The organism is Salibacterium aidingense DSM 18341 (genome assembly GCF_000429685.1).
In the GTDB taxonomy this organism is placed as follows: Bacteria; Bacillota; Bacilli; order Bacillales; family Marinococcaceae; genus Salibacterium; species Salibacterium aidingense.
The window spans coordinates 1-13,572 of the sequence record NZ_AUCI01000024.1; the positions used below are offsets into that span (position 1 = coordinate 1).

At 46.5% G+C, this 13,572-nt stretch carries 12 protein-coding genes; 1 reads left to right on the top strand and 11 read right to left on the bottom strand.

Annotated elements, in window-relative coordinates:
- The 10 genes from G475_RS0118025 to G475_RS0118075 all read right to left on the bottom strand — a co-directional run.
- A partial coding sequence (locus G475_RS0118025; protein WP_026702475.1) for a transposase occupies nt 1–263 on the bottom strand: 263 nt, incomplete at its 3' end.
- 518 nt (nt 264–781) lie between these two features.
- Nucleotides 782–1,912, bottom strand: a complete 1,131-nt coding sequence (locus G475_RS0118035) for a mannitol-1-phosphate 5-dehydrogenase (protein WP_026702476.1) — start codon at nt 1,910–1,912, stop codon at nt 782–784.
- On the bottom strand, nt 1,913–2,347 hold the full coding sequence (locus G475_RS0118040) for a PTS sugar transporter subunit IIA (RefSeq protein ID WP_026702477.1): 435 nt from the start codon (nt 2,345–2,347) through the stop codon (nt 1,913–1,915).
- Nucleotides 2,348–2,367: 20 nt separating this feature from the next.
- Nucleotides 2,368–4,458: a BglG family transcription antiterminator gene (locus tag G475_RS0118045; protein ID WP_035711812.1), complete on the bottom strand. Its 2,091-nt coding sequence runs from the start codon at nt 4,456–4,458 to the stop codon at nt 2,368–2,370.
- Nucleotides 4,459–4,494: 36 nt separating this feature from the next.
- Complete coding sequence (locus G475_RS0118050; protein ID WP_035711791.1) at nt 4,495–5,934, bottom strand: PTS mannitol transporter subunit IICB; 1,440 nt, start codon at nt 5,932–5,934, stop codon at nt 4,495–4,497.
- A gap of 198 nt (nt 5,935–6,132) precedes the next feature.
- Complete coding sequence (locus tag G475_RS27570; protein ID WP_026702480.1) at nt 6,133–6,582, bottom strand: PTS sugar transporter subunit IIA; 450 nt, start codon at nt 6,580–6,582, stop codon at nt 6,133–6,135.
- A 1-nt stretch (nt 6,583) separates the two neighbouring features.
- Nucleotides 6,584–8,005: a PTS fructose transporter subunit IIC gene (locus tag G475_RS0118060; RefSeq protein WP_026702481.1), complete on the bottom strand. Its 1,422-nt coding sequence runs from the start codon at nt 8,003–8,005 to the stop codon at nt 6,584–6,586.
- The gene (locus G475_RS0118065) at nt 8,002–9,909 is read right to left on the bottom strand and encodes a BglG family transcription antiterminator (protein WP_026702482.1); all 1,908 of its coding nucleotides are present in this window, start codon (nt 9,907–9,909) and stop codon (nt 8,002–8,004) included. Before G475_RS0118065 ends, G475_RS0118060 begins: the two co-directional genes overlap by 4 nt.
- Before the next feature lie 153 nt (nt 9,910–10,062).
- The gene (locus G475_RS0118070; protein ID WP_026702483.1) at nt 10,063–10,569 is read right to left on the bottom strand and encodes a GNAT family N-acetyltransferase; all 507 of its coding nucleotides are present in this window, start codon (nt 10,567–10,569) and stop codon (nt 10,063–10,065) included.
- A 46-nt stretch (nt 10,570–10,615) separates the two neighbouring features.
- Nucleotides 10,616–11,065 carry a GNAT family N-acetyltransferase gene (locus G475_RS0118075; RefSeq protein WP_026702484.1) on the bottom strand — a complete coding sequence of 150 codons (450 nt, stop codon included), beginning with the start codon at nt 11,063–11,065 and terminating at the stop codon, nt 10,616–10,618.
- A 135-nt stretch (nt 11,066–11,200) separates the two neighbouring features.
- Here G475_RS0118075 and G475_RS0118080 point away from each other — a divergent pair, with 135 nt between their 5' ends.
- Nucleotides 11,201–12,505, top strand: coding sequence for a TolB family protein (locus tag G475_RS0118080; protein ID WP_026702485.1), 1,305 nt, complete (start codon nt 11,201–11,203; stop codon nt 12,503–12,505).
- A gap of 346 nt (nt 12,506–12,851) precedes the next feature.
- Here G475_RS0118080 and G475_RS0118085 read toward each other — a convergent pair whose 3' ends face one another.
- Complete coding sequence (locus G475_RS0118085; protein ID WP_026702486.1) at nt 12,852–13,562, bottom strand: FadR/GntR family transcriptional regulator; 711 nt, start codon at nt 13,560–13,562, stop codon at nt 12,852–12,854.
- Nucleotides 13,563–13,572 lie beyond the last annotated feature (10 nt).

Consider the following 13,572-nt stretch of genomic DNA (forward strand, 5'->3'; position numbering starts at 1 on the left):
AAAATCGCCAGTTCTTCTTCTTTATCCGCCAGTTCCTTTTCTTTGGCTTTCAACTGGCGTTCCAGGTCTTTGACGTGTTGGTGGTCGACAACCGGTTCGTCGTCAAATTCGCGGTATTGCTTCATCCATTCATACAACGCGCTTCGAGGAATCTGTAAGTCCTCGGCAATGTCGGTGATGTTTTTCTGTTGTTTGTGCTGCTGGACATAACGGACCGTGTCCTTTTTAAAAGCTTCGCTGTACTGTTGACGCTGTTCACCCATGGGGGAACCCTCCTTGTTGGTTTTATCATGCCATGTCCATGAAGAAGGTGTCCACTTTTTATTCTAAATTTATTTGTTCCGCTATCCGGGCTCTGGGGCTGTTTTTTTACACTCTAAAGGGGGAATAACGGAACAGATGTCCGATCCCCCCTTCAAAATGGGAAAAACCGAAGAAATAACGGAATAAATGTCCTCGGCTAGCATGGTTTTTCAATTCAATACCAAAGAGAACTGGGACAATCAACTTTCCAAGGAGGGCATACACTGCCGTCAGACGCTTTCACTTCAAAGCACAAGAAGCGGCATCGGCTCCCAGCGGGTCACCGGCAGCGCCACCGCTTATGATCGGCTGCTGCTGCTTCGACGAACAGGAGGTTCTAGTGCCAGCATCTGCCACAGGACGTGACCGGTTTTAGCTGGCGAACCACTGAATGTCTTCGCTTTCCTGCTCCTGCCCCATGCGTTTCATCTTTAAGGCAAAGAAAAGGAGCTGTACCTTTTATACAGCCCCTTTCGAGTTAAAGTGATAATACTTTTTTTATCAAAGGATGGCCGGCGGGCAATCCTGTATAGGTTGTTAGTGCTCCTTCTTTTCCATTTTCCTGAATCTGCTGCTGCAGTTCGACGGCTTCCGGATCCTGTTCATACTGGAAATCGAGGCAGGCAGCGATGGTACCAGCCAGCGCCTCTGGTTCTTTGTTAAGCTCCATCAGTTCTAATGCCGGCCGGACCAACCTATCTTTAGGTCCCAATTTTCGTATAGGGCCTCTCCCGACTCTTTCCACTGAATCCGAAATATAGGGGTTACGGAAACGCTCGGTGATTTTAAAGCGGTACTGTTTCATATCCTCTGCGGAAAATCCGTGCTTGCTTTCGAGCAAAATGCTGGTCTCTTCTAACACCTGTTTAAATTTTTCATAAACCGCCGGGGTTTCTACGGCCTCTTTAATCGTTGGAAGACCTGCCGCGTATCCATGATAAGCGAGGGCTGCATGTCCTGTATTTACAGTAAACAGCTTTCGTTCAATATACGGCGTTAGATCTTCCACGAATGTAACAGTTGGCACATCAGGCCGGTCTCCTTTTAAGGAAGGAGTTTCCACCGCCCATTCGAAAAAAGGCTCTACCGTCACTGCTAACTCATTTTCGGGAGGCTGTTCCGGTACGATACGATCCACGGCTGCATTGGCAAACCCAACGAACATATCAGCCTGCTGTTTTTCTTCCGAAGTGAGGTGTTCTTTGATATAGGACTTTAATTGATCGGTGGCCCCAGCCATGTTCTCACAGGCAATGATATTTAACGGCCTGGAATGCTCCCGCCATCTTTTTTGCAGGCCTTTGGCCAGAGCCGGAGCAATGCTTTTCAGAACATTAGGGCCGACCGCAGTGGTGATCAGGTCTGCTTCTGCGATTCGTCCCAGCAGTTCCTCTTCCTGATGCATACTGTGAACCGCTTCGACATTCTCCACGTCTATCCCTTGTTTCTCTTCCCCCGCTAGCTCCACACGGTAGGCTTGTCTGTTCTGCAGCTTTTTAATCAAGTCGTCGTTGATATCAGCAAAACACAGCTCATACCCGGCTTCTGACAAAAGCTGACCAATAAAACCTCTCCCAATGTTACCGGCACCTATCTGCAGGGCTTTCATTTATTTCACCTCATTAAACTGAGCCAGCAGCGACGATTTATCAGGGGCCTGCAGCATTTTCGTAATGTTTTCTTCTTCAGAACAGATTAAGGCGATTTTCTGCAGAATTTCCAGATGTTCATTTTCTTTTCCGGCAATGCCGATAAGTACTTTGACCGTATTGCCGCCAAAATCAACCCCGTCCGGCACCTGCACAACAGCCAGGCCGGATGCATTAATTCGATCTTTGGACTCCTCTGTCCCATGCGGGATAGCCACATAATTCCCCATATACGTGGAGGTCAATTCTTCCCGTTCCAGCATTGCATCAATATAAGACTCTTCTACATATCCCTGATCTACTAAAATTCTCCCTGTTTCACGTATAGCTTCTTCTTTCCCGGAAAAGGCTGCGTTCATTTTAATATTTTCTTCCTGGAGAATAGGTTTACTCATTTTGCTCCACTCCTATCCTTTTATAATTTTTCTTTTAACCATTCACGAAAAGCGGAGCCCATATGCGCCTTGATCCGCTTTTCCTCTGCGGAAGCGAACACTTCCATGGCCTCGTCATCTGCGATCAGCTGTTCACTGATGGCACTCAGCACTTCGTACGTTTCTGCCGGATCTTCTTCCGGGGCCAGCAGTATTAAGAAATGCTCCACATCCGTACTGGTGCTGTCCATCGCCAGCAGGGGGATAGAACGGGCGAGCGGCTGAATATAAAAACAGGGACTCTTTACTTCCTTCGTTCTGGAATGAAATAACGCAAGCCGTGATTTCGGCAGGGCAATGCCGCCGCGCTCATACCTTGTCCATAACCCTTGCACTGCTGCTTCAGCATCATTCAGCAGTCCTGCTTTTTTTATTTGGATGCCGGCCGATCTCAGTACTTGATAGGCGTCTGCGTCCTCCGCCAGGGGCAGCACTTGAAATCTTTCCAGCAGCGTTACAATGATTCCGCTGTAACGTTGTATTCCATTTAATACCTGAATAGAATCTCTGCTGGATGTCCCTGTAGAATCCTCCGCAGGAGATGGGGTTTTTTTCCCTGCCAGCTGTTTAATAAAAAACCTGACCTTGTCCACGTCTTGATGGGTTAAAAAAGGGTTCACCACAATATTTGGAAAATCTTCACTGTTCAGCTCCAGTGTCGAAATGACGACATCGTATTGATCCTTATTTTCTTCTAGATCCATCATGGAAATATTTTTCAATTCCTTGATTTCCGGAACTTCTTTCCGCAGCCGGGTAACGAGCATTTTCGATGAACCGATACCGCTGGAACAAACAACAAGCGCATTTACTTTTCGGTGATGTTGTATCTTCTCCAGGGCAGACCCAAAATGGAGAGCTAAATATCCAATTTCTGATTCCGGCAGCTTCAGCTCCGGGAGCGCGTTTTCCGCAGCCTTTTTCACCAGAAGAAATAGTTCTTGATAATCTTTTTTTATTTCTTCCAATAATGGGTTGTGGATACGCATATTTTCCTGAATCCGGTATAAAGCAGGATCCAGATGGGCTACCAGTCCCTGATACAGCGATGGATCTTCTTTCAACGGTTCTCCTGTTGCGTTTTGCATATAGGCTATTAATGCTTTGGCGTGAACTGCAGAGGATAAGTGATCAAGATCAGGCAGATGATCTTGATCTTCTCTTATTTTTGCTCCTCGAAGGTGCATGGTAATATAGCCGATCTCGGCTTCTGGAATTTTGAGCTGAAATACTTTTTCCAGTCTCCATATCAGGGCCTGAGCCATCTCATATTCTTTCGTGTCCTTTAATGTTTCCAGATACGTTTCATTTATCTCAATGTTTTCTCCCTGGGATATGCGTTCTATCGCCAGCGTCAGGTGAACCACGAGACCGATATAGGCGCTGTCGGCGAAATAATAAGGAAGTTCCTCTCTCATATCCGCGAGGATTTTTTCCACAGTCAGCCATTTATCTTTTTCTACCAGACCAAGCAGTCTTTCTGATATCGTTCCGGAATCCGTACTGGAGGCTTTATTCTTAATATTTTCCCGCATGACACGAAATAAATCTGCTTCTGCAAAATTTTCCGCAATCAAACTGCTTATGGCTGCCCGCTTTGCAGATTCACTGCCTTGCACGATGACACCGAAGCCTCTTCTTCTATCCAGGCGGAGGTCAGTGGTTGTGAACCATTCCTCCAGCCTGTCGAGATCATAGCTGATGGTAGCTGTGGTGACCTTAAGCTCCACCGCCAGCGTATTCAGTTTTATCGGCTCCGTGCGTTCCAGCAGCTTACAAAGGATTAACGTCCTTCTTTCTTCACCTGAGTATTCGACCACAGAAGGCTGGAGCAGCGTTAATTCCAGGTCTTGTTTTTTACTTTCAGGCCCCTGGATTTTCACGCCTTTTCCTGTTGATTTTTTTAGTTCAAGGCCGAATTGCTGAACTGTTTTTTCCAGTCCTTTTAAATCCCGGTGGATCGTCCGGGAACTGACGTTCAAGGCTTCTGCCGCAACAGCGACCGGGGTATCGTCTTCCTGTTTTAATAAATAACGCAGCAATTCCCTTTCTCTTGCGGTGATATAGTCCATAGTCAAGGGAAATCCCCCCTTTCAACTACCCTACCATTATTCCTGATCCGCCTTCCAGCGATCTACAAGTTCATCGTACTTGTCGCTGCCAAGGAAATTGTCGACCGATACATGTTCTGCATCGGGACGTTTGGCTTCCGCCCGTTCCGTCAAATCTTTATGGGTAATAATCACATCGGCATCCTCCGGAATTTGATTGATCGCCGAATTTGTCACTTCCATATCAAGGCCGGCTTTTTTCACTTTATCTTTCAGGACAGAGGCCCCCATGGCACTCGATCCCATCCCGGCATCACAGGCAAACACCACTTTGTTAATGTCGTGTGCGGAAAGCTGGCCCGGCTTTGCTCCCTCTTCCTTCAGTCCGGATGTCACACTGCTTTCTTTGCCTTTCATTTCTTCCATTTTAGAAGCAGCGGACCCGAGATCTTCTTCTTCGGCTTTGCTGAAACGCAGAATCGCAGAGGCAATAGCAAAGGAGACGGCAGTTGCGATAATGATACCTAATGCGACACCGACATAGTTTCCGGGGGGTGTCATAGCAAAGTAGGCGATGATGCTTCCTGGAGAAGGTACCGCACGCAGACCAGCATCAAATAATACAAACGTAAATACACCGCTCATTCCGCCACCGATAACGGCAAGTAGCAATTGTGGTTTCATCAGAATGTACGGGAAGTAGATTTCATGAATTCCACCCACAAAATGAATAAGAGCTGCACCAGGTGCCGAGCTTTTTGACATCCCTCTGCCGAATACCCAATAAGCCAAGAGCACCCCAAGGCCCGGACCAGGATTGGTTTCCAGCATAAACAGTATGGACTGCCCGGTTTCGCTAACTTCATTGGTACCAAGCGGAGTCAAAATTCCGTGGTTGATAGCATTATTTAAGAACAATACTTTTGCTGGTTCAATAAAGATACTGGCCAGCGGCAGCAGACCGGCATTTACGATAGCTTCCACACCGGCAGCAAGGATATTGTTGAATCCTGCTACAAACGGGCCAATCGCGTAATAACCAATAATCGTCATCGCGCCGCCGATGATACCGGCGGAGAAATTGTTCACGAGCATTTCAAAACCCTGGCGGATCTTTCCATCCACCGCGTCATCAAATTTCTTGATCAGGTAGCCGCCAAGCGGGCCTATCACCATAGCCCCAAGAAACATTGGAATGTCTGCCCCAACAATGACACCCATGGTGGCAATGGCACCGACGACCCCGCCGCGGGTATCGTGGATCATCTTACCACCGGTATACCCGATTAACAGCGGCAGCAAGTAATTGATCATCGGATCCACCAACGAAGCCAGATCTTCATTTGGTGTCCATCCGTCCGGAATGAACAGAGCGGTAATAATCCCCCAGGCAATAAACGCCCCGATGTTCGGCATAATCATGCCGCTTAAATAGCTTCCGAAGCGCTGGACTTTCGCCCTGATCGAGCCGGATTTTTGGTTTTCTTCTGCACTCATAGAGACCCCTCCTCCATTTAATGTTGACATGATTTAAACGAATTATGACAAATGCCTAAGATGAATGACCTACACTTTTATAATAAAGCGTTGCCATTAGCGCCATCAATAGAAGGAAAAGAGGAATAAGGCAACAGCGATGTTGACAATATTTAAAAAGGGGGACTGTCCTCATGAACAGTTCCCCTTTTTACCTCCCTATATTTTCGAAACAATGTCGACGATCTGTTTTTTCGTGTCCGCCCCTTTTAACGAGTCACGGAATGTTTCATCCATCATCTTCCTCGACAACTGCTGTAAAATCTTTAAGTGATCATCTCCTGCGTTTTCTTCCGGCACGGCGATCAGGAATATCACTTCTACCGGCTTGCCGTCCAAGCTTTCCCATTCAAGGCCTTCTTCTGTTTTTCCAATCGCTATTGCCGCCTGTTGGACCCCGTTTGATTTACCGTGTGGAATGGCAAAACCAAACCCGATTCCGGTGCTTCCTTCCTGTTCGCGTTTTTGGATATCTTCCAGGCATTGGTTTTTGTCTTGAAGTGCGGATGCGGGCAGTAAATCCACCATTTCTTCCAATGCCTCTGCCCTGCTGGTGCTTTTTAATGCTACACTTACCGCGTCTTCCTGTACTAATGTGTCTATTTCCATCTCAGGATCCCTCCACAACTGGTTTCTTTAATACATTAGCGAGCAGGGCTGTCACAATCGTTCCTATGACAATAGCAATAAAGAACATGATCACGTTGTCTATCGCCCCAAATACGGCAACGACCGGACCTCCGTGCGGGACATGATCGGCGACGCCTCCCAGCATAGCAATAGCGCCGGCTGTCATTCCGCCTGCCATAATACTTGGGATGACGCGGAACGGATCCGCTGCGGCCAGAGGAATGGCTCCCTCTGTTATGCCGACAAGCCCCATGGCCACTGCTGCTTTCCCTGCTTCACGCTCGTCTTTTTCAAATTTCTTTTTAAACAAAAGGGAAGCCAGTCCCATGCCGAGCGGCGGTGTGCAGATAGCTGCGGCAATCGCTCCCATCACTTCCGGCTGCCCCTGCGTAATCAGGGCAGCACCGAATAAAAAGGCGACTTTGTTGAATGGTCCGCCCATATCAAAACTAATCATGGCACCGAGTATGATACCAAGCAGAATCCGGCTGCCGCCTTCCATTCCTTCCAGACCATTGGTCATTGCTTCCATTAATCCTGCGATCGGAGCACCTAATACGTAGATGAATATCAAGCCAACAGCCAAAGAAGCCAGAATAGGAATAATCAAAATCGGCATTATGGGCTGAATCATTTCCGGGACCTTTACCTCTTTAATCCACTTTGCAATATAACCGGCCAGAAATCCGGCAAGAATTCCTCCGATAAAACCGGCTCCGGCTTCACTGCCGTAAAAACTGCCATCGTTTGCGATGAAACCGCCGATCATCCCCGGCGCAAGTCCGGGCCGGTCCGCGATACTCATGGCGATGAACCCGGCTAGAATCGGCACCATAAAATTAAATGCCGTGCCGCCAAGCTGGTTGATCGCACTCCAGAACGTACCTTCCGGAATGGCAAGGCCGTCTTCCGTCGGTTCTCCACCCAGGCTTAGGGAGATGGCTATTAACAGACCGCCTACCACCACAAACGGAATCATGTAGGACACGCCGTTCATCAGATGGCGGTAAACCGGGTTCTGCTTTTTCTTCTTCTTCGCTTTATCTTCCTCAATTTTTTCCTTCGCCTTCTCTTTGCCGGAACGTTCGGAATACGTCGCTACCTCTTTGTTTTCAAACTGGGCAAGCAATTCGTCCGCTCTTCTTATGGCATCCGATGAAGCGACTTCAAGTACCGGCTTCCCTTCAAAACGTGATTTTTCTACTGTTTTATCAGCAGCTATAACAACTCCATCTGCGCTTTCTATATCTTCTTCCGTCAGTTCATTTTCTACTCCAATAGACCCTTGAGTTTCTACTTTTATATCTATACCCTTTTCTTTAGCAGCTTTATTCAGATTTTCTGCTGCCATATACGTATGGGCAATCCCATTGGGACAAGACGTAATTCCAACAAGCTTCATTCTGAAACCTCCTTTTTCTGTAAGTACCCTAAAAACTCTTCATACGTTTTTGCTTGTTTCACTTTTTGTGTGAATGTTTTCTGCTCCGATAACTGAAATAATTCCTTAAACAGAGCTTCTGCCTCCCCCGAAGATTCATACTCCACAGCAATAAAAAAGATCAGGGAAATGGTTTCTCCTTCCCATTCCACCGGATGTTCCAATATCCCTATGGCAATAGCGGAAGTCTTAACATCCTCTGCATGACCATGCGGAATAGCTATTTCCGGGGAAATAGCCGTGCTTCCCATTTTTTCCCGTTCCAGGGCATGTCTGCAAAGAGATGGAAAAGCAAACCCTTTCTCTGCCAATTCCCCTGCCAGCTTTTCAATCGCCTGTTCTCTGGAATCGGCTGTGAAGGCCGGGAAAAACAAAGAGGGATCACAATATTGAGCAATCGCAGGCCAGCCATCTTCTTTATCGTTCATCCAATGTACAAGAGCTTCTTGATCCTCTTTTGAAAAGACAGGGGAGATTTGGAATACTCGTTCATCGTCGATGGTTACCGTTGACAGTATTAAATCCGGGTGGAAATGCTGCTCTTTGAGTTTCCAGTTATGAACAGAGGAGACTTCCGTTTCCCTTATGCCCGGGAACAGGTTATTGAACTTTTCTTTGATTAAATAGGCCGTACCCATCCCGGTTTCACAGACAACTAACACTTTGCGCACGGGTTCGTTCATCTGACGGTGTCTCTCAATTGCCGATTGGAGGTGGATAGCCAAAAACCCAATTTCATCTTCCGGCACCTCTTTCAGCAAAGGTTCATCCACTGTCTGTGTCCAATGCCTTACCCATTCAAAGGAAGAAGCATATTCTTTTTTTGTTTCCGCCAGCATCGGATTATCCACTCTAAGCTGATAACGAAGCCGGTGCAGGGTGGTTTGAAAATGAAGCACCAGTGCTCTTTTAAAATCATCATCATAGGCCATATCCGAAGAAAAATCCGATGCTACCGCTTCAATAAATTTTTCCATAATGGACACGGCGTCGTTATCGAGCAGTTTCCAGGAGTCCAAGGTTTCTTTTTCATTCATTCTTTCACGCTTACTTCCCAACAGGTGCAAAGCAAAATAATCTGCCTCCTGCGCCGGTATAGTTATCTGGAAAACCTCGGAAATCCCTTGGACAAATTGAACGGCCAGCTTATACTCCGGATGATCGTTTATTTTTTCGTGAATGTCCGTTGTCGTTTTCTCAATCATTTTTCCTAAACGGAGACGCTGAATAAATATCAAAGTATGATATAACAAATTATTGCGGGCTCTATCGGTCAAAGGGAAACGAAGTGCTTGTTCCATTTTTATAAATTCCTGGAAAACGAGTTGAAAATCATAATCAAACGACGCGGGACGTTCCGTCTCTATGGAAAGATCCTTCATCATTCTACGAAGATTCCATTCATCTCCGCTTATCCGAACTCCTTTCGGCTTCCTCCGCTCCAGGTCCAGACCGTAATGCCGCAGCCACAGCTTTGCCTCGTCCAATAATTGAACAGCTTTGGAGCGGCTGACAAAATAGGTATTCATGATATCCTGTAACTGGATAAATTTACGGCGCCCGGATAATTCTAAAATCAATTCCCGTAAAGGTTCACTTAAGGTATGGGGTTTTGGCTCTAACGCCATTTTTATAATCTGGGCGGTTTTAATAGACGTTCTGAGCTTGATTCCTTCGCTTGGTTTCCGTACAACTTCAGCGTCAAGCTGCCATTCTTCCAACACAGCAGCAATACGGTCCGCATCATTTCGCACCGTCCGGGAGGTCACTTGAAAATGTTCTCCAATGGATTGCGAGGTGTGAAACCCCTCGTGGTTCAATAGAAATAACAACAGTTCTGTCTGCCGGTGATTTAACTGTTCCACCTCATCACCCCCTCTCTTCTGTAACCCCTTACACTATTATTGTATGATGAAAAAAATCCTATAACGTACATACCTTCTTCCGCAATATGTGGAAATGGACAGAGAATCGAAATACGAGGTTGAAGAGGATAAAATCAGAACGTCTATCATCGCTTACAAGAACAAGGTCATATACTCTTCATCCCAGTAAACCCCATTGTGCTTCAAGGCTGCTTTTTCCACCCCGTAAGTCTGAAAACCAAAAGAGTGATAAAACGCTTTGGCTTCCTGATTGGAAGAGACAACGGCGAGCTGCAGCTGTTCCAAATCCCAGATACGAGCCTGAGCAAATACAGCCTGCATCAGAGCCCTTCCAACCCCGGAGCCGCGATATCTTTTTGTTACATACATGGCTTCAATATCTGCTTTATGCCTCATTTTCTGAATCGATTTTTTCCAAACCATGACCGTTCCCACCAGCTGATCCTCATAAAAACTTCCAAATGTAACTGCATCCCGGCAAAGGAGGCGCTGCTGAACTTTTCCCATAAAATCGCCATCTTTCACTTCTTCCTGGTAAGTGGAAGCAAAAGCTTCCGGGCTGTCTGCTAAAGCTTCTTTTCGTAACGAAGCACAGGAAGGGGCATCTTCCACTGTTAGTCTTCTTGTCTGGCCTGTCATTCTTGAACTCCTTCTTTTTTCCACCATCGTTAAGAGGAGGAAATTGTCATATTTTCATAAAATGAGTTGCAAATGGGTAATCTGCGCTTTCCAGAAAGCCATGGGCCATGTAAAACCGGGAAGCTCGTTCCGTATCCGCGAATAAAACGAGCCACTCATAATAAGATTCGGCGTAACGAATCATTTCAGCAAGCAGTCTGGCGCCCACCCCATATTGGCGATAGTCCGCCGATACATAAAAACGTCTGATTCTCCCCGTTTCTTCTATATCGGAATAGGAATCCTTGGTGATGCCGCCGACAGCAATTAATGTGCCATCTTCCAGGCATGCCCCAAAAAGCGCTTCGCCTTGTTCTCCGGACGTATTCTCCCCAATCGCATACTCCCGTTCTAATCGTGTCAAAAAGCGAAGGTCCTCTGCTCTGCTTTCAGCGCAGAGACGATCCCATTCCACCTTATCCATCGTATCAATACGTCTTATCGAAATACGGTCCATCAATACCCCCCCTTTTCGTCTGTTTCTTTATACCTCCTTCTATTTTCCTAAAAATGTTATTTCAGCTACATTTATAAAATAATTGATGATATCATTGAAAAAGTAATTATACCAAATTCAGGCAGGCGGTTGTATATGAAACAGGCACTTCTTTCACGGTCTTTGCTCCTCCTTCTATCTATGTTACTGCTTGCATCTATTTTTCTTTCCTTCCTTTTTGACGAATACCGTTTTTATACCGGAATGGGAAGTGATGCAGCTATCGCACCTCAGGACAGCGGAATCGCTGTTTCTTATTATATAAACGGGAGTACCTATCTGTACACTGCCAACATGGACGGCAGTCATGCGGCCCGGGTTACCAATGCTGCCAGTGCAGACGAGACCAACCCGGTTTTTTCTCCCGACGGGGAGGAATTGCTTTTTTTAGATGAAACCAAGGAGCAGATCCATTCTTTATTTACGGTCCGGCTTGGAGAATCGGAACCACAACGTTTAACCGGGGACGACCTCCATATCCGGGATGCTGTTTTTTCCCCGAACGGTACGACGATATATGCCATTGGAATTCCAACGGAAGATTGGATGGCTGAAGACAGCACATCAGCGGGCAGTTTTGATATTTATGCGATAGAACGCGGGTCTGGGGAAACAGAGAAAATAACAAACAATGATTACTTTATCATGAGCCACTTATCCATTTCTCCGCAGGGAGAATATCTGCTTTTCAATATCACCGAGGAAAATAAGGAAGAAATACGTACTTATCCTTTATCGGAGACGAGTGATATTCCCGCCTCCTATAAACAATTTCCAACCGGAATCTATGGAGCGGTCCTTGCTCCGGATGGACAGCAGGTGGCTTACAGTGCCATATCAAACACTGCCGCAGCGGAGAAGACAAATCAATATGATCTTTTTCTGTTTAATAATGAAACGGGGCAGAGTGAACGATTAACCGCGGACAGCAGTAATATAGAATCCCCGTCTTTCTATCATAAATCCAACCAAGTGATGTATGTAGAAGATGAAAACTGGCCCGACCAGCCGGAGTCCTATAAACTTCGTTCCATGGATCTTGCCGATAAAGAAGCCACCACGATTGAGCTCGATGTTCCCAATCATTCTCAGCAGAGATGGCTTAGCTCGACGGCGCTCTTTCTCATGAATCCTACTACGACGCTCATCCTGTATGCGCTGCTTGGAGGTTTCGCAGCATTCAAACTGCGGCGCTTTCCGAAAGCCATTTTCCTGCCGGCGTGTGGAAGCGCCCTGTTAAGTGGTGCTGCGTATGGCATGAACTATTTTTATCCATGGACCTATCAGGATATTGTTATTGCCCTTGGCCCACCGGCTTTCAGTCTCCTTCTCTGTGCTGGACTCTTTTGGTTGTTAGGATTTAGCTTACGAAAACTGCCTAATAAGAAAAATCGTGGTTAAGACGATAGACCGTGCAGGGATAGGATAGTAGGGGAGGACAGTACAGCATCATTATTTGGAGCTAATGTGTTCCATGCAAAGGTTGGAGAACAGTAAGATTTCATGTTTATCTTTTAGTGTCTTCCAGGAGTATTTGGAGTACACTCCATCTCCTTATCGTTTTTCTAGCAAGCTCAAAAGCCACTTTGGAGAAGAATAAGAGCTGAAATTCGTTTGTTCCAGTTCTCCATAGCTGCCGCCTCCCTTCTTATGTGCCTTCGAGCGTTCGGGGGCTGGATACTTTTTGAACTTAGAACAGTAAAAAGCCGAGGCAACTTTCTTTTGACTCGGCTTTTCCAGTGTAGTTTCAGCTTAGACTCTTTATTAATGTTTGCTCCACATTAGCCAAATGATCGAGCATGGACGTCCGGGCAGCAGAAGGATCACGATCGGCAATGGCCTGGTAAATATTCTCGTGTTCTTCGTACAGCCGCTGCAGGGTTCTTTTTTCCGAGAACAGCCATACCCGGCGGCTTTCAAACATTGTTTTTCGCAGCGTATCAGAGAGCTGATCCATCATATCAACCATCAGGGTGTTACAGGATGCTTCTGCAACGGCCATATGGAAAGCAACGTCTGCCGCTTCGCCGACATTATCTTCCCCGGAAGCAATTCCCATTTCCTCCAATGCCTTTTTCATCTCTGCCAGTTGGGCTGTAGTATGCTTTTCCGCCGCCAGCTCCGCGGCCCCGACTTCCATGATTTTTCTGATTTCAAATAGCTCCAGCATTTCTTTTTTTGATATAATTCGTTCTGGTTTCATCGGGTCCAGTACTTCAGAGAAATCGTAATTATTCACAAACGTTCCTTCCCCCTGCTTTATCGTAACGATACCCACTGCCCGGAGTGCACTGAGCGCTTCGCGGACAGCGGAGCGGCTGACCTGAAACTGGTCGGAAAGGGAGACGACGGAATCCAGTTTATCTCCCGGCTGAATGTCTCCTTTTTTAATCATCTCTTCAATTTGTTCACGTACAATTTCAGAGATTTTCTTTGTTTCGATTTGTTTATACGTCATACGGCGTTCT